General features: G+C 33.1%; 16 protein-coding genes. 7 read left to right on the top strand and 9 right to left on the bottom strand.

Annotated features, from left to right (window positions below):
* Nucleotides 1–175: 175 nt before the first annotated feature.
* The gene (locus tag B0A78_RS05270; RefSeq protein ID WP_041253512.1) at nt 176–1,936 is read right to left on the bottom strand and encodes an ABC transporter ATP-binding protein; all 1,761 of its coding nucleotides are present in this window, start codon (nt 1,934–1,936) and stop codon (nt 176–178) included.
* A gap of 51 nt (nt 1,937–1,987) precedes the next feature.
* Here B0A78_RS05270 and B0A78_RS05265 point away from each other — a divergent pair, with 51 nt between their 5' ends.
* Both B0A78_RS05265 and B0A78_RS05260 read left to right on the top strand, forming a co-directional pair.
* Nucleotides 1,988–2,938 carry a GSCFA domain-containing protein gene (locus tag B0A78_RS05265; protein ID WP_041253264.1) on the top strand — a complete coding sequence of 317 codons (951 nt, stop codon included), beginning with the start codon at nt 1,988–1,990 and terminating at the stop codon, nt 2,936–2,938.
* Between the two features lie 2 nt (nt 2,939–2,940).
* Entirely contained in the window at nt 2,941–3,552 is a 612-nt protein-coding gene (locus tag B0A78_RS05260; protein ID WP_014166210.1) for a DUF4230 domain-containing protein, read from the top strand.
* Nucleotides 3,553–4,032: 480 nt separating this feature from the next.
* Here the strand turns inward: B0A78_RS05260 and rho are convergent, their stop codons facing one another.
* The gene (gene rho / locus B0A78_RS05255; RefSeq protein ID WP_014166209.1) at nt 4,033–5,814 is read right to left on the bottom strand and encodes a transcription termination factor Rho; all 1,782 of its coding nucleotides are present in this window, start codon (nt 5,812–5,814) and stop codon (nt 4,033–4,035) included.
* 170 nt (nt 5,815–5,984) lie between these two features.
* Between rho and B0A78_RS05250 the strand changes: the two genes are divergently transcribed.
* Nucleotides 5,985–6,392, top strand: coding sequence for a DUF4293 domain-containing protein (locus B0A78_RS05250; protein WP_041253511.1), 408 nt, complete (start codon nt 5,985–5,987; stop codon nt 6,390–6,392).
* A gap of 193 nt (nt 6,393–6,585) precedes the next feature.
* Here the strand turns inward: B0A78_RS05250 and B0A78_RS05245 are convergent, their stop codons facing one another.
* The 6 genes from B0A78_RS05245 to B0A78_RS05220 form a co-directional block, all read right to left on the bottom strand.
* Nucleotides 6,586–6,945 (bottom strand): rhodanese-like domain-containing protein, encoded by a 360-nt coding sequence (locus B0A78_RS05245; RefSeq protein ID WP_014166207.1) that lies wholly within the window; start codon nt 6,943–6,945, stop codon nt 6,586–6,588.
* A gap of 8 nt (nt 6,946–6,953) precedes the next feature.
* Nucleotides 6,954–8,711, bottom strand: coding sequence for an aromatic amino acid hydroxylase (locus tag B0A78_RS05240; RefSeq protein WP_014166206.1), 1,758 nt, complete (start codon nt 8,709–8,711; stop codon nt 6,954–6,956).
* 70 nt (nt 8,712–8,781) lie between these two features.
* The gene (locus B0A78_RS05235) at nt 8,782–9,165 is read right to left on the bottom strand and encodes a group III truncated hemoglobin (protein WP_065213102.1); all 384 of its coding nucleotides are present in this window, start codon (nt 9,163–9,165) and stop codon (nt 8,782–8,784) included.
* A 296-nt stretch (nt 9,166–9,461) separates the two neighbouring features.
* Nucleotides 9,462–9,992 (bottom strand): DUF4136 domain-containing protein, encoded by a 531-nt coding sequence (locus B0A78_RS05230; protein ID WP_065213103.1) that lies wholly within the window; start codon nt 9,990–9,992, stop codon nt 9,462–9,464.
* A 68-nt stretch (nt 9,993–10,060) separates the two neighbouring features.
* Entirely contained in the window at nt 10,061–12,046 is a 1,986-nt protein-coding gene (locus B0A78_RS05225; RefSeq protein ID WP_065213104.1) for a urocanate hydratase, read from the bottom strand.
* An 82-nt stretch (nt 12,047–12,128) separates the two neighbouring features.
* A complete protein-coding gene (locus B0A78_RS05220) occupies nt 12,129–12,311 on the bottom strand; it encodes a DUF5522 domain-containing protein (RefSeq protein WP_060382943.1) in 183 nt (60 codons plus the stop codon).
* A 27-nt stretch (nt 12,312–12,338) separates the two neighbouring features.
* On the opposite strand from B0A78_RS05220, the gene B0A78_RS05215 reads away from it, so the two are divergent.
* Nucleotides 12,339–12,665, top strand: a complete 327-nt coding sequence (locus B0A78_RS05215) for a hypothetical protein (protein ID WP_014166202.1) — start codon at nt 12,339–12,341, stop codon at nt 12,663–12,665.
* On the opposite strand, the gene B0A78_RS05210 is transcribed toward B0A78_RS05215, so the two are convergent.
* Nucleotides 12,662–17,083, bottom strand: coding sequence for a GEVED domain-containing protein (locus B0A78_RS05210; RefSeq protein ID WP_123907267.1), 4,422 nt, complete (start codon nt 17,081–17,083; stop codon nt 12,662–12,664). The genes B0A78_RS05215 and B0A78_RS05210 overlap by 4 nt on opposite strands.
* Nucleotides 17,084–17,393: 310 nt before the next feature.
* Between B0A78_RS05210 and B0A78_RS05205 the strand changes: the two genes are divergently transcribed.
* From B0A78_RS05205 to hemL, 3 genes are all read left to right on the top strand, one after another.
* The gene (locus tag B0A78_RS05205; RefSeq protein ID WP_014166200.1) at nt 17,394–18,317 is read left to right on the top strand and encodes a 1-aminocyclopropane-1-carboxylate deaminase/D-cysteine desulfhydrase; all 924 of its coding nucleotides are present in this window, start codon (nt 17,394–17,396) and stop codon (nt 18,315–18,317) included.
* A gap of 178 nt (nt 18,318–18,495) precedes the next feature.
* Complete coding sequence (locus tag B0A78_RS05200) at nt 18,496–19,437, top strand: glucosaminidase domain-containing protein (protein WP_065213106.1); 942 nt, start codon at nt 18,496–18,498, stop codon at nt 19,435–19,437.
* A 151-nt stretch (nt 19,438–19,588) separates the two neighbouring features.
* Nucleotides 19,589–20,875, top strand: a complete 1,287-nt coding sequence (gene hemL / locus B0A78_RS05195) for a glutamate-1-semialdehyde 2,1-aminomutase (protein WP_014166198.1) — start codon at nt 19,589–19,591, stop codon at nt 20,873–20,875.
* Nucleotides 20,876–20,905 lie beyond the last annotated feature (30 nt).

Below are 20,905 nucleotides of genomic sequence, written 5' to 3'. Positions count from 1 at the left end.
TTTATTACAGATAAAAAAGGACTTTGAATTTATAAAAGTACTTCATTTTTTGCCCCTCAATAGAGTAAAACGACAACTGCGGTAAAAAAAATCGGTGTCTTTTTGCTCTCTTTGCCCTTTTTATTACAAAGTTTAAGCATAATCTGGGTTTAAAAATTTTTAGAATTTAAAAAAATTAAGCTATTATATTTGACTTTCTTTCGCCTATTTGTTGTCTCCACATCGCATAATAGAGTCCTTTGCTTTCCACTAATTCCTCGTGTTTTCCTTTTTCAATTATTTTTCCTTTTTCAAGAACAAAAATTTTATCAGCGTGCATAATTGTAGATAAGCGATGGGCAATTAGAACCGTTATACGGTTGTTGTTAGATATAGACTTGATGGTTTCATTAATAGCCTCTTCTGTAATGGAATCTAAGGCAGACGTTGCTTCATCAAAAATCAGAAGGTTTGGATTGCGTAAAATAGCCCGAGCGATCGATAAACGTTGTTTTTCACCCCCTGACACCTTAATTCCTCCTTCGCCAATAGTTGTATTTATACCCTTTTCTGCTCGGGTTAAAAGATTTTGACAACTAGCTTGTTCTAGGGCGTTTAACAAGTCATTGTCAGTGGCATCGGGTTTGACGAAAAGTAAATTTTCTTTAATAGTTCCTGAAAAAAGCTGCGCATCTTGTGTTACAAATCCTAATTGTTTTCTAATTTCTAGTAATTCTACTTCGGTTTCGTTTATATCGTTATAGGCAATAGTTCCTTCGTTGGGTTTGTAAAGCCCTACAAGGAGTTTTACCAATGTTGTTTTACCTGATCCTGAAGGACCTACGAATGCAACGGTTTCACCTTTTTTTATTTCAAAAGAAATGTTTTCAACCGCTTTAAAATGAGCTGATTGGTGTTTGAAACTTACCTGATTGAACGTTAATTTTTCTATTGTTCCAATATTTTTTGGAGAACTAGGTTTGTATTCAGATTCTTGGTCTAATAATCTTTTAAAATTATCTAAAGAAACTTTTGTTTCATTTTTCACAATGATAAACTGACTCATTTCTTGTAAAGGATTAAAAATAAAAAAAGTAAAAAAAGTCATCGTTAATAAATCGCCAACCACTATTTTTCCTTGAAAAACAAAATAATAAAGAGTAAAAACAACTAGGGTTCGCATAAAATGAACAGTTGTTCCTTGTATAAAACTCAAACTACGGATATAACGTATTTTTTGGAGTTCAAGTCCCAAGATTCTAAGAGTATTCTGATTCAGGCGAGCTTCCTCTTGTTGCGTCAATCCAAGGCTTTTTACTAATTCTATGTTTCGTAAACTTTCAGTAGTTGATCCCGCCAGGGCATTGGTTTGGGTTACAATATTTCTTGATACAGCTTTTATTTTTTTACCTAAAATAGAACTAACAAAACCAATGATGGGAGCCGTAATAATAAATATGATTGAAATTTTTATATCAATACGAGCTATGTATAAAAAAACAAAAATAAAACCCACAATCGTTTGGAAAATCAAAGAAATAGACAGGTTAATTAGCTTTTCGGAATCAATTCGAACTTTTTGCAATTTATTAAGAGTTTCACCACTGCGTTGGTCTTCAAATTGGGCATAAGGTAAATCCAATGATTTTTTAATCCCATCGGTATACATTTCAGCTCCTGTACGTTGAATAACAATACTGGTAAAATAATCTTGAAAGTTTTTAGTAATCCGAGAAATCATAGCCATTACGATGGATAGTCCTAGCCAAAAACCAACCGCTTTTATAAATGCCCAGTGATTTCCTTTATACTTTTCTATGCCTACACCGCAATCTTGCATGATTTTACCTGTAATGATCGAGTCGCTTAGACTAAAACAAATATTCATACCTGCCATTAATAAAGCAATCGCTAAAAGTTTATAATGTTTTTTTAAATATTGAAATAAAATATCCATTTCTATAGAATTGTTGTTTAGAGGATTGCTAAAATATTTGTAGTTTTGAACATGATTTTTTCCTTGAAAATACCAATTAACAAAACCAATCAAGCAATAAATTATCAATCCGATTTATTGTTATTAGGTTCTTGTTTTTCAGAAAACATAGGCAACAAATTTAGCTATTTTAAATTTAAGACCACAGTAAATCCCTTTGGGATAATTTTTAACCCTATTTCAATCGAAACGTTAATTAAAAGAGTCGTAGAAAAAAAATATTTTACGGAAGATGATATTTTTTATCATAATGATTTATGGCATTGTTTTGAAATACATTCAGAACTCTCAAATCCAGATAAAGAATCTTTTTTAAAAATACTTAATACTTTAATTGAATCTATAAATATACAAATTAGAACCTTAACCCATTGTGTAGTTACCTTAGGTACTTCGTGGATTTATAGAGCTAATAGAACAGGCGAAGTGGTTGCTAATTGTCATAAGATACCACAAAAAGAGTTTGTTAAGGAGTTGCTTTCTGTAGAGGATATTCAGCAAAGTTTAACCAATATGATTTCATTAGTAAAATCGTTAAATCCAAACATAAAATTTATTTTCACTATTTCTCCAGTACGACATATAAAAGATGGTTTTTTTGAAAACAATGTAAGTAAAGGGAATTTATTTTCAGCACTTCATAAATTGCTTTCTCTTACGAAATCAGAAGAAGCCTATTTTCCTAGTTATGAGATTATGATGGATGAATTGCGTGATTACAGGTTTTATGAGAAGGATATGTTGCACCCTAGTATTCTTGCTGTGGATTATATTTGGGAACGATTTTCAGAAGCCTATTTTAATGCAGAAACGAAATCTTTGATGATTGAAATAGAGGGAATTCAAAAAAGTCTTGCACATCGTCCTTTTAATTCTAATACAGAAAGCCATCAAATTTTTTTAGAAAAACTGAAAATTAAAACACAGATATTAATACAAAAACTCCCCCATTTATCCTTTTAATTATGATTCAACTGTATAAAAAACTGTTTTTTGGATTGCTATTTTTAGTACTAACTTTTTTTGCATACCAATATTTTACAGATAAAGAAAATACTACAATGGAATACAATTCTAATCTAATTCAAGAACAGATTAAAAGTGTAGGGAAATTAGTTGTAACGGAAGGTCATTATTCGCAAATTTTAACTTTTAAAGATGAGGATCGTTATTTAGGAGGATTAATTTCATTTGATAAAAAGGCTTTGGTGGTTGTGAATTCGGATGTAACTGTGGCTTATGACTTGCGTCAAATGAAATATGAAATTAACGAAAAGGCGAAAGTCATACGAATTATTTCTATACCAAAAGAAGAAATAAAAATCAGTCCTGATATCCAGTATTATGATATTGAACAAAGTAAATTTAATGAATTTACAGGAGCAGATTTTAATGCAATTACTAAAAAAGTTAAAATAGATTTAACTAAAAAAATTCAGAAATCTACTTTAAAGTCCAATGCTCAAAATCGTTTAATAAGTGAGCTATCTAAGATATTATTAGTGACTCACTCTATAGGGTGGAAAGTAGAATATAATGGAGGAGAGGTAAAAACAGAAGCTGATTTTAAACTTTGATGAAGGATTGCTCGTATGGTTAGGTTTTATGTTGTAGATTCTAACGTTATTAAAATATTAATAGATTTCTGATAAATAAGCTAAAAAAATAAAGAATATATAAAAAAGAGGTGTTATAAATAGTGTTTTTATGTTGATTTCAAGAAATACAACTTCTTTAGATTTATTCCTTTTTTATCTGTGATACATCTATTTTGTATGTTATCTACATTCGATTCTAATGCGTAATTTTGGGATTGACAATAAAAAAGCAGTGCATTTTGCACTGCCTTTTTTATTTATAACCAATTGAATTGGAATGGTTTTTAGAAAGTTTATGTCTAAAAATAGCGAACACTTGTTCTAAATAACTACCTAAAATATAGTGAATTATGTAATATTTTTTCTGAAATCTTTAGAAAGTTCAAATGGATGTAATATAAAAAATTGAGCTTATTTCATACTATTTTATATAGGTGAGCTGTATTTTTAGGGTACTATTTAATCATTCATAGATATTAAAAATTCTTCATTATTTCGGGTCTTTTTAAAGCGATCATTAATAAATTCCATTGCTTCTACAGAGTTCATGTCTGCTAAGTATTTACGCATGATCCACATACGCTGAATGGTTTTTTCGTCTAATAAAAGGTCGTCACGACGTGTACTAGATGAGGTAAGATCTACAGAAGGGAAAATACGACGATTGGCTATTTTACGATCTAATTGAAGCTCCATGTTACCAGTACCTTTAAACTCTTCAAAGATTACTTCGTCCATTTTAGAGCCCGTTTCTGTTAAAGCAGTTGCAATAATGCTTAATGATCCACCGTTTTCTACATTACGAGCAGCACCAAAGAAGCGTTTAGGTTTTTGTAAGGCATTAGCGTCAACACCTCCACTTAATACTTTACCAGAAGCTGGTTGTACCGTATTGTATGCGCGTGCTAGGCGTGTAATGGAGTCTAGTAAAATAACTACATCATGACCACATTCAACTAAGCGTTTTGCTTTTTCAAGTACAATATTGGCAATCTTAACGTGTTCTTGTGGTTCGCGATCAAATGTAGAAGCAACCACTTCAGCGCGCACGCTACGTTGCATATCTGTAACTTCCTCAGGACGTTCGTCTATTAGTAATACAATCATGTATACTTCTGGATGATTTGCAGCAATTGCATTGGCTATGTCTTTTAGTAACATAGTTTTACCTGTTTTGGGTTGTGCTACAATCATACCACGCTGTCCTTTGCCAATAGGAGAAAATAAATCTATAATACGAGTAGATATAGAACTGCCTTTTTCGGCTAGTTTGAATTTTTCGGTAGGAAAAACAGGGGTTAAATGATCAAATGAAACGCGATCTCGAACGACTTGTGGGTTATGACCATTGATTTTTAGAACTTTGACTAAAGGGAAATATTTTTCTCCTTCTTTTGGTGGGCGAACGACCCCTTTTACTGTGTCTCCTGTTTTTAATCCAAATAACCTAATTTGAGAAGTTGATAAATAAATGTCGTCAGGAGAGGCTAAATAGTTATAGTCGGAAGAACGTAGGAAGCCATATCCATCAGGCATCATTTCTAGCACTCCTTCGCTTTCTATAATTCCTTCAAACTCATAATCAGGTTCTCTGAAATTAGTTGTTTTCTTGTATTTAGGATTTTGGTTGTTCTGACTGTGTTTGCTTTTGTTTAACTCAGTAGACTGTGTTTGCTCTGTTTCGGTATTAGAATCGTTGGGTTGTTCGGATGTTGTTTCTATTACCTCAATTGTTCTTTCTGTTTGGTCTTTTTGCGGATCTATTATTACGTTTACTTCTTCTGTTGAAAAAGATTGGGTAATGTTTTCCTCTGTTTCAGATGTTTTCTTTTTATCTTTAGAAAAGGACTGGTTTTTTGGCTTTTTCAGAAAAGCCTCTTTCTTTTGTTCAGTAACTTCTTCTGAATGAGTACTTGTTTTTTTATTAGTTACTTTTTTAGAAGTTTTTTTATCTTCTAATTCTTCAGTAAAAAGAGTCGTTTCTTGAATTGCATCGACTTTTTCAGGTTCTGATACTTCTTTTTTGTCTTTAACCATACGGGTTCGTTTAGGTTTTGAAGTGTCTTCAGAAGTACTATTGGCTTCTGGAGTTAATTTTTCAGGGTTTGAAGCTTGAAAATCAAGTATTTGATAAATTAAATCATCCTTTTTAAGGGTTTTAAAATTCTTGATTTTTGCTGCTTTTGCAATTTCTTGCAATTCATTTAGCTTCATTTCTTTTAATACAGAAATATCAAACATAAAGTATAGTTAGCTTAAAAAAATGGGGTTTAAAAATTGATTTTTTGAAACTTATGTTCCGAAGTATGAAGTGCTTACGGATTGTTCTTGCAATAATACAAAATTTTATTAAGGAAACAATAGTTTTTTTAAAAAAGAAAATATATTTTTGTATCAAGATACTAAAAAAGATGATTCAAAGAATTCAAAGTGTGTATTTACTTTTGGCTTTTGTTATAATGGCCGTTTTGCCCTTTGTGTTTCCTCTTTGGAGAGAGGGGAGTAAAGATGTGTATTTTATGACAAATATTACATATACTATATTTTTTGGTCTGAGTACATCCTTATCTTTGATGAGTGTATTGTCGTTTAAGAAAAGACAAACTCAATTTGTATTGAACAGATTAAATATGATATTAAACTTAATTTTACTAGGATTATTTGTGTATCGTACACTAAATTTATCTGGAGGAGCTCAGGCTCCTGTGAAGGGTATTGGGATGTTTCTTCCTGTAATTACTATCTTGTTGTTAGTTTTAGCTAACAAAGCCATTAAAAAGGATGAAGATCTTGTAAAATCTGTGGATCGATTACGATAAACCTATCATCTTAGTTTATTAGTGCGACTAGTCCCAGAGGTAACTCTGGGATTTTTTTTGTTTATAACTGGTCCCGTCTGAATATAATTATTATAGATTTTGATTGGAAGTTAATCGTTAAAAAGGCTATCTAATTTAGACAGCCTTCATTTTAAAAAAAAACTAATAATGTGGTATCTTGATATGAAGAAAATTATAGCTTATTTTGTAAACTATCCCAACTCCCGCCGTTTATACACTCAATATTGTGTTGTTTAAGTATAGAAACTGCTTGACTGCTACGCATACCACTACGGCAACAGGCAATTACAGGCTTGTTTAACTTTTTGATGTTTTCTGCTTGTTGTTTAATGGTGTCAAGAGGAATGTTTTTTGATCCCGAGATATGTCCAGAAGCATATTCATTAGCTGTTCTTACATCTACAATGACAGCTCCTTTATTGATAAAGTTCTGTAAATCATTCTTTTTGTCGAAACCTAGAAACCTAAAAAAGCCCATACCTTTTGATTTTTCATCAAATGTATGGGCTCTTAAATTATTTTTGTGTGACAAAAGTTACATTATGTGAAAACTTTTTTAAAAATCAAGTCCAAACCGTTTTGTATAAGTTTTTTTGTTTCTGGTCTTTTAATTTTAACATTTTCTAGATAATTCAGTATTTTGTTTGCTAAATCATCATTGTTTTCCTTATGTGCTATTTCTATAATTTCTATAGCTAGTAACCAATCGTTTGGGTGGTTATTTGTTAATATATCAAAAATTTGGTTTAGCGTTATGTTAGCTTTTTTCTCTTCTCGAATATTTCGAACATTTAAATATAATTGTTCTAATTCCTCTCGTTCAGCTGATTTTTGTTGTTTGATAGTTTTAGTTGAAGGTACATGGCTAATCATATCAAAACTATTTGCATCTGCTGGTCCAGAAAATGCAGAAATAATTTCTTTTCCTACAGCCATATCATAAATTCCCCATTCAGGCTGGAATAATACTTGCTGCCCGTATGTAACAGTACAGTTTTTGAATTTAATAATTAATATTTTTCCTTGTATATTGCGTGTGCCTGTAATGATTTCACCTGTAACTTTAATATCTCCTTCAAACTCTAGTGTAATTTGTTTTCCTTCATAAATATCATAAGCACATAAGTCGCGAGGACTCATGTCTTCAATAGCAAGGTTAATTCCTTTTAGTTTTCCTATAGGTGAGCCAAAACCTTCAGCGTGGTATTGGGTTCCGTGACCTACTAATTCCTTTTCGCGATAAGATAAGGCTGTTTTTCCTGTTGATTGAATGTAAACAGGTTTGTTTTCATTTTCTATTACGTTGGTAAATACACCCGAAATTTGCAAACCAGTGCTTAATTCAATAGTTCCTAAAGCTTTTGAGTTTATCAGTTTTTGTATGCTTGATAAGCCTCCTGTTCGTAATGCCATTTTGTTTGCAAACTCTTCTAAAACTAAACTTAAATGGGCAAAATCAGGGGTTACATACAACTGTGGTTGAGGTTTTGTAATGTCAAAACTCTGATTGGCAGCACTTAGGTTATAAGGGATTTTTTTTACATTATCAGTCATGCACCATTCGCTTTCTCCTATTGAGGAAAGTAATCCTGCTCCGTATATTTTAGGGGTTTCGATAGTTCCTATTAAGCCATATTCAACAGTCCACCAATGTAAGTTTCTTATTTGAGCCATTTCAGAAGGTTCTCCCATATTGTTTTGAAGGAAGTAAACTTGTTCTTCTGCTTTTTTTATTTCTTCTTCAGGCGTGTTTTCGGCTTCTTTAAGAATAGAAAGCAAACGAATGGCTTCGTATAGTTCGTAATCTCTTGCAGAAGAGATGGCTTTACAACCAATTTCTCCAAAGCGTCTTAAATATTCCGCATATTCTGGATTTGCAATGATAGGGGCATGACCTGCTCCTTCGTGAATAATATCAGGGGCTGGGGTGTATTCTATATGTTCTAATTGGCGAATATCGCAAGCAATTACTAATACATTATATGCTTGAAATTCCATAAAGGCACTAGGAGGTATGAAACCGTCTACAGCTACTGCAGCCCATCCAATTTCTTTTAGAATACGATTCATTCCGTACATATTAGGAATGTTATTTGTATCTATACCTGTTTGTTGAAGCCCCTTTAGATAAGAATCATGTGCAACTTTTGAAAGATAATCTACATTTTTACGCATTACATAACGCCAAACCGCTTGATTAATAGGAGTGTAGTCCTCGTAATTTTGTGGGATGATAAATTGCTTTAAATGTTGAGGTAATCGGTCGATTAAGGGATTGCTTTCAAAATGGATTTCCATATCTTAATTACTTGTTTGAGCAAAAATAAGCCTTTTTATAACGAATTTAAAATTTAAAATAATGATAGTGCTATAATAGCGGTTGATGATTGGCTTTTTTAAAATATTCAATTTTATATTGAAATAATTCAGACATTTTACCAGCTCTCCATTTTGCTTCGTTTGCTTTTTCGCCTGTAAATAATTGATCTATAGTGTTTTTGAATAGTTCTATCCAACGGTCAAAATGTATTTTTTCTAAGGGCATTTTAGCATGAGGAGGAAAAGGAGCACCTGAATAGGAATGTACTTCTAGTAACAGGGTTTCCCAAAAGTTATACATTTTGTTTAAATGAGGAGTCCAATCTTTTATAACGCCGTTAAAAATAGGACCTATTAGAACGTCAATTTTTACTTTTTCGTAGAAAGTATTCACTAATAATTCTATGTCGGATCGGTTTTGGATGTCTTTCATTTTTAGCAATGCAACTGGAGTAAAAATATTTTATTGATATTTCAACCCAGATTGTGTATTAGAAATTTATTACAGATGGGTAAAGGAAATCTGTGTCTGTTTTATTTTCATCGAAAAAGTCTAACGCATAATCTGGGGTTAAAAAAGGATAAAGTTAGTCTTAATAATGAGAGGGCTAAAAGGTTGTATCTTGTTATTTCAACCAAAGGGAGAAATCACATAGTCTTGATAATGTGGCTTCTCCCGTTGTCGAAGGGATAAACTAGACGTTAACCTACTGTTTTTTACACCCTGACTTAGTTTTTTATTTGAGGGGGATATTTCTCAAGTATTTTGGAAACAAATTCTTTAATGCGAACATCCTTTTTATTTACATCGTCTGTTAAATATCCAGAGCCTTTTCCTTGCCAGATTAATTCTTGGGTTTTAGCGTCTATAATATCAATAATTAGTGTGCCTTCTATAGAGGTAATAGGCATTGAATAGTTAAAACCAGCCCCCCACCAAGGATTATTCCATCCCATATTCCATCCCCAATTATTGTAGTAGTCTACACGTTCTTTTTCTTTTGTGAAAAAGCTGATGAGTATATCTGCATTTTCAGATTTTGTAAAACCTTTGGAAATTAAAACTTCATCTAAAGCATAGAGTATTCTTTTTTTATCTAAATCTGATATCTCAGCTTTGTCAATTCCGCTTTTGAGATAGGCAAAAGTTTTGTACTGATCAAAGTGAGCTCTTTTATCATAGTCCGTATTTACATACACAGAACTGCATGCTGTAAGCATGAAAAAACCGATTAGCATTAGCAATTTTATCGTTTTCATCGTATTGAAAATTTTAAGAGACTGTTATAAAATTACAACAAAAAACATACCAAAGCAAATATTTAATTTTATAAGAGGGTTTCGTCAACTAAGTTAGGTAAGGTTACTTTTAATAAAGGTTCTTGTTCCATTGCTCTTTTGATAGCAAAAATAGCCCCTTCATTTCTTGCCCAACTTCTTCTTGAAATACCATTATTAACATCCCAGAAGAGCATAGATTTTAGTCTTCTTTCACTATCGTTTGAACCGTCTAATAACATACCAAAACCACCATTAATTACTTCTCCCCAGCCTACGCCCCCTCCGTTGTGTATAGAAACCCAAGTGGCGCCACGGAAGCTGTCGCCTATGACGTTATGAATTGCCATATCGGCTGTAAATCGAGAACCATCGTAAATATTAGATGTTTCACGATATGGGGAATCGGTACCAGAAACATCATGATGATCACGCCCTAAAACGACAGGGCCGATTTCTCCTTTGCGAATGGCATTGTTGAATGCTTGTGCAATTTTAGTGCGTCCTTCAGCATCAGCATATAAAATACGTGCTTGTGATCCTACAACTAATTTGTTTTGTTGTGCGCCTTTAATCCATTGGATATTATCCGCCATTTGTTGTTGGATTTCTTCTGGTGAATTTTGCATCATTTCTTCCAGAACTTGGCAAGCTATGTTGTCTGTTTTTTGTAAGTCTTCGGGTTTTCCAGATGTACAAACCCAACGGAAAGGACCAAACCCGTAATCAAAACACATAGGTCCCATAATATCTTGAACATAGGAAGGGTATTTAAACTCTCTGCCCAAAGTTGGGTTTTCAGCCATAACATCAGCACCTGCGCGTGAGGCTTCTAGAAGGAACGCATTTCCATAATCAAAGAAGTAGGTTCCTTTTGCGGTGTGTTTGTTTATAGCTTCTGCGTGACGACGTAATGTTTTTTGAACTTCTATTTTAAACTGTTCAGGGTTGTTAGCCATCATTTCGTTAGCTTCTTCAAATGAGATGCCTACTGGATAATAACCACCTGCCCAAGGATTGTGTAGGGATGTTTGATCTGAACCTAGATCAATATGTAGGTTTTCTTCATCAAAACGTTCCCATACATCTACCACGTTCCCTAAGTAAGCCAATGAAACGACTTCTTTAGCTTCCAATGCTTTTTTAACACGATTAATTAAGTTATTGATGTCTTCATATATTTCATGAATCCACCCTTGTTCGTGACGTATTTTAGTTATTTTAGGATTTACTTCAGCACAAACAGTTACACATCCTGCAATTGTTCCTGCTTTTGGTTGAGCACCACTCATTCCTCCCAATCCAGACGTAACAAATAAACCTCCATTTGGGTTTTTATTGATTTTTCTAAATCCATTCAAAACGGTAATCGTTGTTCCGTGTACAATTCCTTGGGGCCCAATATACATATAGCTTCCTGCTGTCATCTGACCGTACTGAGTGACTCCTAAAGCATTAAAACGCTCCCAATCATCGGATTTGGAATAATTAGGAATCATCATGCCGTTTGTAACGACTACTCTTGGAGCGTCTTTATGAGAAGGGAATAACCCCATAGGATGTCCTGAATACATAACAAGTGTTTGCTCGTCCGTCATTTCAGCTAAATATTTCATGGTTAGTCTATACTGAGCCCAGTTACTAAAAACACCGCCATTACCACCGTAAGTGATTAATTCATGCGGGTGTTGTGCTACAGCATAGTCTAAATTATTTTGAATCATAAGCATGATGGCTTTTGCCTGTAGGCTTTTGCCTGGATAATCAGTAATAGGTCTAGCTTTCATTTCATAATCAGGGCGTAGACGATACATATAAATACGTCCGTATTTTTCTAATTCTTCTTTAAATTCAGGAATTAGGTCAGTATGCTGATGGGGCTGAAAATAGCGAAGAGCATTTTTTAAAGCTAATTTTTTCTCTTCCTCAGTTAATATTTCTTTGCGCTTTGGAGCGTGATTAATTTGTGATTCGTACGTTTTTGCTTGTGGTAAAACGGCAGGAATTCCTTCTACTATTTGTTCTTGAAATGTCATTTGGTTTAGCTTTAAGATTTATGCTAATGCGTGATAAGCAGTATATATTGTGTGTTTTTAAGTTTTAGAATAATTGTGGATATTAATTGGTTTTCTTAATAATTCCAGTTTTTTTATCAAATCCGTAAGGACAGTGACGGCATCCGCTTTTACAACAATAGCCTCGTTTTAAATGGTATTTTTCCGTAAAACATTTATATCCTTGTGGAGTGTAATAAAAATCTTCTCCTTCTTTTAAATTATTTGGATTTAAATCATTGTTCATGTGCGCAAATTTATCAAATTTGTATATATGTTTTTTATAGTATCTAAATATTTAACACCTAGAAGATTTCGTGGGATTACTTTTTTTCCATTTGTTTTTATGAGGAAAGAAGAAGATGGGAAAGATGTATGTTTTATAAATCATGAAAGAATTCATCTTTGTCAGCAAAAAGAAATGTTGGTTTTGTTGTTTTTTATTTGGTACGGATTAGAATATTTGTTTCGGTTAGTGCAATTTAGAGACAAGCAACAAGCGTATTATAATATATCATTTGAAAGAGAGGCTTATAGAAAAGAGAAAGACCTCGACTATTTAAGGAAGAGGTCTTTTTGGGCATTCTTGAGATATATTTAGTAAATTACTTTTTTGGTTATTAATACTCCGTTTTCAAGTATTATTTTTACGAGTATCATATTTTGAGTATTTTTTAAATTAAGTAAAGATTCTTTTTGGTTGATATCTTTTGCTTGAAACAAAGTTTTACCTAAAAGATCATAAACTTCAACGTTTTTTATGTTGTATAATTCTGATTTGATTTGTAATTCATTAGTTCCATAAACAACGACACTGTTATTATACTCTTCATTGTTGTTGGATAATGTTTCATTGGTGTATTTAATGATAAAACGTCCTTTGAATACTCCTTTTTCGCTAATGAATGAATAAGGGCTAATGGTTAAATCATGAACTGTATTTGTTAACAAATCTTCTAGATATATTTTTTGATTAGTAGATTTGAATAGACCGTCTACTTCTGATATAGCAAACTTATAGGAGCCACTTGTAGGTACTTGATAGCCAATATTAAATTTGTCGTTTATATCAAACATTCCTTTTCCTTGAATGATGTACGCATCGTCATCTAGCAGCGAAAAAGCCTTCAGAGGGTCTTCATAGTCGGTTTTAGCATCAAAAAGAAAATCTTTTTCTGCTGTGGCACCTTCTGCATAACCAATTAAAAAAGTACTACTAGTAGAGTTAGCATCCACTAAATCGATCCAAATTCGATTGGGTTGGCTTTCGTTTTTGTTGTCTGTTGTTCTATAAAATTGACTGTTATTATAAGCGTTATTTGAATTGTCAATACGCATACTGTTTTTAAAAACGATATTGTTTGTTAGTGGACTACCATCTCTCATTTTGATAAGAAATCCTTGTCCCGCAGCTATTTTTCCGTTAAATGCTGTGTCTGCTCCTGTACTACTTCCTTGACTGGATCCTAGTTTAGTATAGGTCAAATAATCACTATATGAATAGTTATTAGAAAAATTTTGGTAATAAGGAGCAGCGTTATTTTTAGATATTGTTCCTCTATGTGTCCAAATTTGGATTCCTCCTTCTAATAGGGCTTCGTTTTCGGTTAAAAATTTGATAGCATCTATAGCAGAAGGGTATGGGTTGCCAATTAAATTTAGGTTGTCATCTAAATTAGTTATAAAGCGTCCAGTCGTACCTCTATAGTCTGCTCCTATATATGGGCCTCTTTTAATAGGCATTGTAATGATGCCATTTCTTGGTGTTCCTGTAAAGGTAGTAGAAAATGTTGGGTTGTTGTTTGCAACTCTAACAATATACCCTTTACCAGGTAGCATGTTTTCGGTTGTGTTAAACCAATTACCAAAACCAAAACCGTTAGGATTCGGGTGGTCTGTTACCCAATGAAAAATTTTACTAGTTGGTGTGTCTGGAGAGACACTGGTAATAGGAAAATTGTTTACAGGAGAAGACCAGTATATGTAATCAAATAATTTTAAGCCAGTAGCCGTTCTGTCCATAGTAAAAGTCCCTGAAATAGAATTAGGAGGAGAAGGATTATCATTTTTTTGAACAAAATTAGCATTGTTACGAAGATTAAAAATCCCCCCACTTTTTATATCCATCCAGTCTGTAATAATCAAATTGTTGTTAGCTTGTAATTCTAAATTTCCGTTTGATTTTATAGTTAAGTTTTTTCCGTAGCCTGTATATTCAGTACCTCTAATTTTGGCGGTACTCGGTATGATTACGCACGTATTGCTATCAGGAATAATAGCAGGTGCCCAGTTTCCGGCTGTATCCCAACGATCGTTTATAGTTCCTTTCCATGTACGAGTACTATTGGTAATTGTAATAGGAATAGTAGATAAACAGCCATTAGGTGTTAATGATTCTACAGATGTTGACCAAGAAGGCAATTCTATAGAAGAACCCTTAGGAGCAAAATAAACAGTTCCTGTGTTTTGATTAGTGTAAAGAGCATCGCCTACATTATCATTGTTTGTATCAACATATAATATACCTGATGAGTTATTCCATGAATAATTAGGGATAAAAGGTTTTGTTGCGTTTATGTAAACATCATCAATTGCCCAACCTTCAGCCCAAGTGCCTTTGTATTCAAATTTTATAGATAGTTTTTGAACGCCAATAGGTAATGAATAATTAGCAGATACAAAAGAATGTGCTAATCCTTGATCTGAATTATATTGCACTAACTGGATCCAATGAGAACTATTTGCAGGATCAGGAGAGGCAAGTGTTGAATAGTAAACAGTGGCTGTATCTGTATTATCAAAATCAGAGTAATAATGTCTAAAAGTTAAGGTTGCACTAGTACAACCAACCGTTGAAACAGGGCTTTTAGTTGTCATTCTACTGGTCATTGTAAGATTATAATAGTCAGAGGTTGTGAGTGCAAATGTATTATCTGCGTTTCCTGAACTGATAGCAGGTTTGAAAACGGTTGTATTTATGGGAACCGTTGGACTTACATATAGTTTCCAAGTAGCATTAGAAAAGAAATTACTAAGTGTTTGTGTTACGAGAAAATTGGTGTCTGAAATGTCAGATTCAGAAAACGTTTCAGTTAGTAAATTAAATTTAGTTTCTCCAACAGATGCTGTAATTTTTACTTGTGAATTTTCTCCACAAATATCAGTTGCTGAGGCATTTAAATTAATGTCAGTTGTTGATTTTATCTCAGCATTGACAAAAGTGTTATAGAAACTTTGACACGTTCCATTATACCCTTTAACGTTGTATGTTTTACTTGTGTTTAATAAAGGAGTGATCCAAGTAGTAGTAGCTTGTCCAGAAACAATGGTACTTGGACTAGTTCCTTCCAGTGTATTTGTTACAGAGTCATACCATCTAAATTCTGTTATATTAGTGGTTCCGTATGCCTGTAAAGTAACAGTTCCTGGGCCACAACTACTTCCTGATGTAGCAGCACTAATTTTAGCAACACAATAAGGTAAGATTGTTATCGTGTAATCTTCTGTTTCTCCATAGTCGTGATTTCCACAAGGATCCAAAGTATTAGACGAAAAAGTTCTAATTCGGAGGGTATATGTTCCAGCTGGTACTGTGGTAGGGATTGTAAAACCTAATGTGTTTTTTAGCTCCGTGTATATACTACCAGTGGTGTACACCAATTCGTTACTTTCAAAAACGCCATTTTTGTTGTTCCAATCAATCCATATCCTTATAGTCTGACGAAAGGGCTTATCTGGCAAGGTTGCTAATAGGTTTACACCGCCTCCTTGTACCTGTGTAAACAAGTTAATATGTCTGTAATTTCCGTAGCCATTAGGAGAGTAACCTGTATTATTGTTAGCATAAGTTGTTACAGTACCTATAGATTCTAAACTATTTATATATCTAGAATTATTATTAGAAGAAGGAATACAGTATGCAAAACTTGTACTGGTATTTCCTGATAAAGGATTTGTAATATTGTATCTAGGTCCTCCAGAGCAATTGGTGTTGTTGTAAGAAAAAATGTAATAGTAATAAGAGGTATTAGTTATTAATCCACTATCGTTAAAAGATGTATTGCCATCTGTATCCACTACCACATAATTAGGGCCTAATGCTGTAGAGCCTATAGTATAAACAGTTCCATTAGTTGGATTGGGTTTTATATTAGTATTCGAACGTACCACTAGATAACTATTAGGAAAAGGGTTTGCTGCTGTAAAATTTCCTGTGATTGTGGAGTTGTCAGACGTCAGAACTAGAGCTGTGGGTTGAGTTGTAGGTGTTGAACAAGGTTGAGTTTGAATGGGAGTCCATGTAAAGGTTAAACCATTAGATGGAGCACTTGAGGCATTAGTTGTACACGTATTGGTGTTTGTAGTTCCTCTAGTAGTTGTTGAAGCCCAACTAGAATGATTGGTTTTGTTTCTATTATTAAAATCCGTATTAGTTGCACCTCTTAGACCTACTTCTACATTTATGTTTTCACTTGTAGTGGTGCCAGTTGGAGAACAAATTCCATACACAATTGAAACAACGTTAGTGGTTTCATATAGTTTTATTTGAAAGTCAAAATTTCCATTTCTATTATATCTTTTAGCATCATCCCATTGAATCGTAAAAACTCTATTAGGAGCGGATCCTGTTGTAGAATAAGTGATTGCCTTTGTTCCTGAATCAGCCATATCAGCTCCAAGTGCGCTAATAGCACCACTATAACCACTTCCTGATGAAATAGGGTTGTATAAAGAGCCAGAAGGGGGTGTTGCGCCAAATGTAATGAAGCCATTACTGCTAATGGCACAAGTTGTGTAATTAGCATTATTGAAATTAAAAGAAAAACCTATAGGAATGTTAGGAACTACGTTTTCATCCCATCCAGAATTTATTGCTACAGTACCTGAGATAGAATTATACGCTCCGTTATTTTCTGAAAAAGTGTATGACGATACCTGTCCTTTGTTTTCATCTATAAATAGAATCAAAAAGAGTAGTAGAAAAGATAATCTTTTCTTTATTGGATAAAATTCTTTCATAAATTCTTGTTTTTTTGGAGATATTTACTTATATTATAAGTCCTTACAAGGGTAAAAATAGAATTTGTCATAATGATATGCAATTTATTTTAGGTGAAAAAGGGCTTTGTCGATTTTTTTCTACAAACAATAACACTTTTTTGTTTAATTTTTTTTATCAAAAAACAAGGTAAACACTGGGAATTGTTTAATTATTTGATTATTAGAGGTTTTTTTTTGAACTATCTTTATTTTTGTGTGAAATTTCTCATTTATTTAATAAAGTGAATATTCTAAAAACGTAATTTGTAAAAAAATATACCTTTGTCTAGTGAATAGCCTAATACAAAAAATAAATATCTCGTTACCTGATGGAATAACGCTTTTTATGAAGCGGGAAGATCAGATTCATCCTTTTATTTCTGGAAACAAATACCGGAAACTTAAATATAATTTAGACCATCTACAAAATAACCACTATGATACATTGGTAACCTTTGGTGGCGCTTTTTCAAATCATATTGCTGCAACTGCTTATGCTTGTAAAGAAAAAGGAATAAATTGTGTAGGTGTAATCAGGGGCGAAGAACTCTGGAAAGAAGTAAATCATAATCCAACCTTACGATTTGCACAAAAATGGGGTATGAAATTTGAATTTATAACTCGTGAGCAATACAGGGATAAAGAAAATGATGAATTCAAAAAAAGGATACAGTCTAAATATGGTATTTGTTATTGGTTACCAGAAGGAGGAACCAATGAGTTGGCCATTAAAGGATGCGGTGAAATTCTTAATACATCGGATGCGATGTATAATTATATATGTACAGCAGTAGGAACAGGAGGAACCGTTTCGGGGCTAATCAATAGTGCTTTATCCCATCAGAGAATTTTAGGCTTTCCAGCATTGAAAGGAGATTTTTTAAGAAGCGAAGTGCAATCATGGATATTAAATGATAATCAATGGGATATTATAAACGATTATCATTTTGGAGGCTATGCTAAAGTAACAGAAGAATTAATTTGTTTTCTAAATGATTTTTATACCCAAACGACCATACCGCTAGATCCTATCTATACAGGTAAGATGTTGTTTGGTGTAATTGATATGATCCATAAAGGGTATTTTGAACCAAGAACAAAAATTTTAACTATCCATACTGGAGGGTTACAAGGGATAGAGGGAATGAATCAATTGTTGGCTAAAAAAAATAAAACACTAATTCATTATGAAGATAGTTTAAAAAATCAATAATTTTGAGTTTTATTTTTGAAGTATGTATAAGAAAAGCCGATAGAGTTTTAAACCTTTTGATAGAAATAGAAAAAATACGAATATTTTAAAAAAGAATGAAATTTTTAAAAATGAAAAACAAAATATAAAAGAGTTCGTTTAAGTTATATAACAAGAAAATATAAAATAAAATTACTCCATGAAAAAAATAATACATTTCTTTTTAGTTCTCTTCTTAGTGAGTTGCGGAGCTTCTAAGCCAACGATTCAAACGACTAAAAAAATAGTACATCCTACTAATCAAAAAAAAGGAACTCAATCTGAAAAAGAAATTACAAAGGATCAAAATCTTCGTAGATCAGAAGAATTAGTAGCAACCTCAAAAGTAAAAGTTACCCCCGAGATAGTCAATGGGTATGTTATGCAATTCAAAGAGGTAGCTATGAATAATATGAAAGAGCATAAGGTACCCGCTAGTATTATTTTAGCTCAAGGAATTTTAGAATCAGGTGCGGGTACTGGTACGCTTTGTCGTACTGCCAATAATCATTTTGGAATCAAATGTCATAAGGAATGGACGGGTGAATATGTGCGTTATGACGACGATGCCGCTCAGGAATGTTTTAGAAAATATCAAAACCCTTCTCACTCTTATCGTGATCATTCCTTGTTTTTAACCTCTCGTTCTTGGTATGCTCCATTATTTAAGCTTGATCCTTACGATTACAAAGGGTGGGCGTATGGACTAAAAAAATCTGGATATGCAACTGATCCTAAATACCCTGAAAAACTAATCTCTATTATTGAACGTTACAAGCTTCATGAATATGATTCTAAGGTTTTAGGTTTTGTTTTTATTCCCTCAGAAAAAACAGAAGGGACAGTAAAAGAAACGAAAACGATCGCACAAACCTCTTTGTCTAAAGAGGTATCCCCTCAAGTAAAAGACACAGTAAAAGTTTTAATAAAATCAAATACAATGTCAGAAATACCTACTACAGGTACAACTCATACCGTAGCACAAGGAGAAACGTTGTATGCTATTTCAAAAAAGTATAATACTACGGTAGAACAAATTCGTCAAAAAAACAATTTGATAGATAATGCAATAGCTATCGGACAAATATTAATAATTTTTTAGGAGCCCACTTTAGGGCTATTTTTTTAACGTAGTTTCCCGCTGTACAGCGCATCTGTTATTGTGAGTTAAAGAACTTTGTGGAGTAACAATACGATTTCACAATGGTTAGATGCTACCTTCATCGGGGCTAGATGCAAACATTAAGAAAAAAATGATTTATCAAAGAAGCAGTCAGTTATTTCAGGAAGCGGCAGAAGTTATTCCAGGAGGTGTTAACTCACCTGTACGCGCTTTTAAGTATGTAGGGGGAACCCCTATTTTTGTAAAAGAAGCCAAAGGAGCTTATTTATATGACGAAGATGGTAATCGATTAATCGATTATATCAACTCTTGGGGGCCTATGATTTTAGGTCATGCCTATGAACCTGTAGTAAAAGCTGTAATAGAAAAAGCACAAAAAGGAACCTCCTTTGGAATGCCTACTGAGTTAGAAACACAAATAGCAAAATTAGCGGTTTCTATGGTGCCTAATATTGATAAGATTCGATTTGTTAATTCAGGAACAGAAGCCTGTATGAGTGCTATTCGTTTAGCACGTGGGTTCACGAATCGTGATAAAATAATTAAATTTGCAGGATGTTATCACGGACATTCTGATTCGTTTTTAATCCAAGCAGGTAGTGGCGCTATTACTTTTGGTTCGCCCAATAGCCCAGGAGTAACAGAAGGAACAGCTAAAGATACCTTATTAGCCAATTATAATGATATTGATAATGTAAAAGCTTTGTTAGAAGCTAATAAAGAGCAAATAGCAGCCATTATCATAGAACCTGTTGCAGGAAATATGGGATGTGTACCCCCTAAAGAAGGTTTTTTACAAGCATTAAGAGAGGTTTGTGATGTTCATGGCACATTATTGATTTTTGATGAAGTAATGACAGGATTCCGTTTAGCAAAAGGAGGAGCACAAGAATTATTTAATATCAAAGCAGATATCGTTTGCTTTGGTAAAGTAATAGGAGGAGGACTACCAGTAGGAGCTTTTGCCGCACGAAATGAAATTATGAATTATTTAGCCCCACTAGGACCTGTTTATCAAGCAGGAACTTTATCCGGAAACCCCTTAGCAATGGCTGCTGGATTAGCTATGTTGCAAGCTTTAAATGAAGATTCAGAAATTTTTAATCGCTTAGATCAAAAAACAGCTTATTTAGAAAAAGGAATTCATGAAGTATTAACTAAAAATAATATTCTATACACAATTAATCGCGTAGGATCTATGATTTCAGTTCATTTTGATCAAACAGAAGTGATTGACTTTGAAACATCTAAAAAAGGAGATAATCAATATTTTAAAGATTTTTTCCATGGATTAGTACAAGAAGGCGTTTATATTGCACCATCGGCTTATGAAACCTGGTTTATTACTGATGCCTTGACCTATGAAGATTTAGATTTTACTATTCATGCCATAGACAAAGTGTCAAAAAAGCTATAAAAATAGAGTTGTACAAAAAGAAAGCCCGAT

Origin of the sequence: Flavobacterium columnare NBRC 100251 = ATCC 23463, assembly GCF_002530675.1 — a bacterium.
In the GTDB taxonomy this organism is placed as follows: Bacteria; Bacteroidota; Bacteroidia; order Flavobacteriales; family Flavobacteriaceae; genus Flavobacterium; species Flavobacterium columnare.
The sequence above is the reverse complement of the archived record's forward strand: the minus strand, read 5'-3'. Positions and strand labels throughout refer to the sequence as shown.

Excerpts from the sequence above, each read along its gene's own strand:
- B0A78_RS05270 (WP_041253512.1), bottom strand. The coding sequence starts at position 1,936 with ATGGATATTTTATTTCAATATTTAAAAAAACATTATAAACTTTTAGCG.
- B0A78_RS05265 (WP_041253264.1), top strand. The coding sequence starts at position 1,988 with ATGATTTTTTCCTTGAAAATACCAATTAACAAAACCAATCAAGCAATA.
- B0A78_RS05260 (WP_014166210.1), top strand. The coding sequence starts at position 2,941 with ATGATTCAACTGTATAAAAAACTGTTTTTTGGATTGCTATTTTTAGTA.
- rho (WP_014166209.1), bottom strand. The coding sequence starts at position 5,814 with ATGTTTGATATTTCTGTATTAAAAGAAATGAAGCTAAATGAATTGCAA.
- B0A78_RS05250 (WP_041253511.1), top strand. The coding sequence starts at position 5,985 with ATGATTCAAAGAATTCAAAGTGTGTATTTACTTTTGGCTTTTGTTATA.
- B0A78_RS05240 (WP_014166206.1), bottom strand. The coding sequence starts at position 8,711 with ATGGAAATCCATTTTGAAAGCAATCCCTTAATCGACCGATTACCTCAA.
- B0A78_RS05235 (WP_065213102.1), bottom strand. The coding sequence starts at position 9,165 with ATGAAAGACATCCAAAACCGATCCGACATAGAATTATTAGTGAATACT.
- B0A78_RS05230 (WP_065213103.1), bottom strand. The coding sequence starts at position 9,992 with ATGAAAACGATAAAATTGCTAATGCTAATCGGTTTTTTCATGCTTACA.
- B0A78_RS05225 (WP_065213104.1), bottom strand. The coding sequence starts at position 12,046 with ATGACATTTCAAGAACAAATAGTAGAAGGAATTCCTGCCGTTTTACCA.
- B0A78_RS05220 (WP_060382943.1), bottom strand. The coding sequence starts at position 12,311 with ATGAACAATGATTTAAATCCAAATAATTTAAAAGAAGGAGAAGATTTT.
- B0A78_RS05215 (WP_014166202.1), top strand. The coding sequence starts at position 12,339 with ATGTTTTTTATAGTATCTAAATATTTAACACCTAGAAGATTTCGTGGG.
- B0A78_RS05210 (WP_123907267.1), bottom strand. The coding sequence starts at position 17,083 with ATGAAAGAATTTTATCCAATAAAGAAAAGATTATCTTTTCTACTACTC.
- B0A78_RS05200 (WP_065213106.1), top strand. The coding sequence starts at position 18,496 with ATGAAAAAAATAATACATTTCTTTTTAGTTCTCTTCTTAGTGAGTTGC.
- hemL (WP_014166198.1), top strand. The coding sequence starts at position 19,589 with ATGATTTATCAAAGAAGCAGTCAGTTATTTCAGGAAGCGGCAGAAGTT.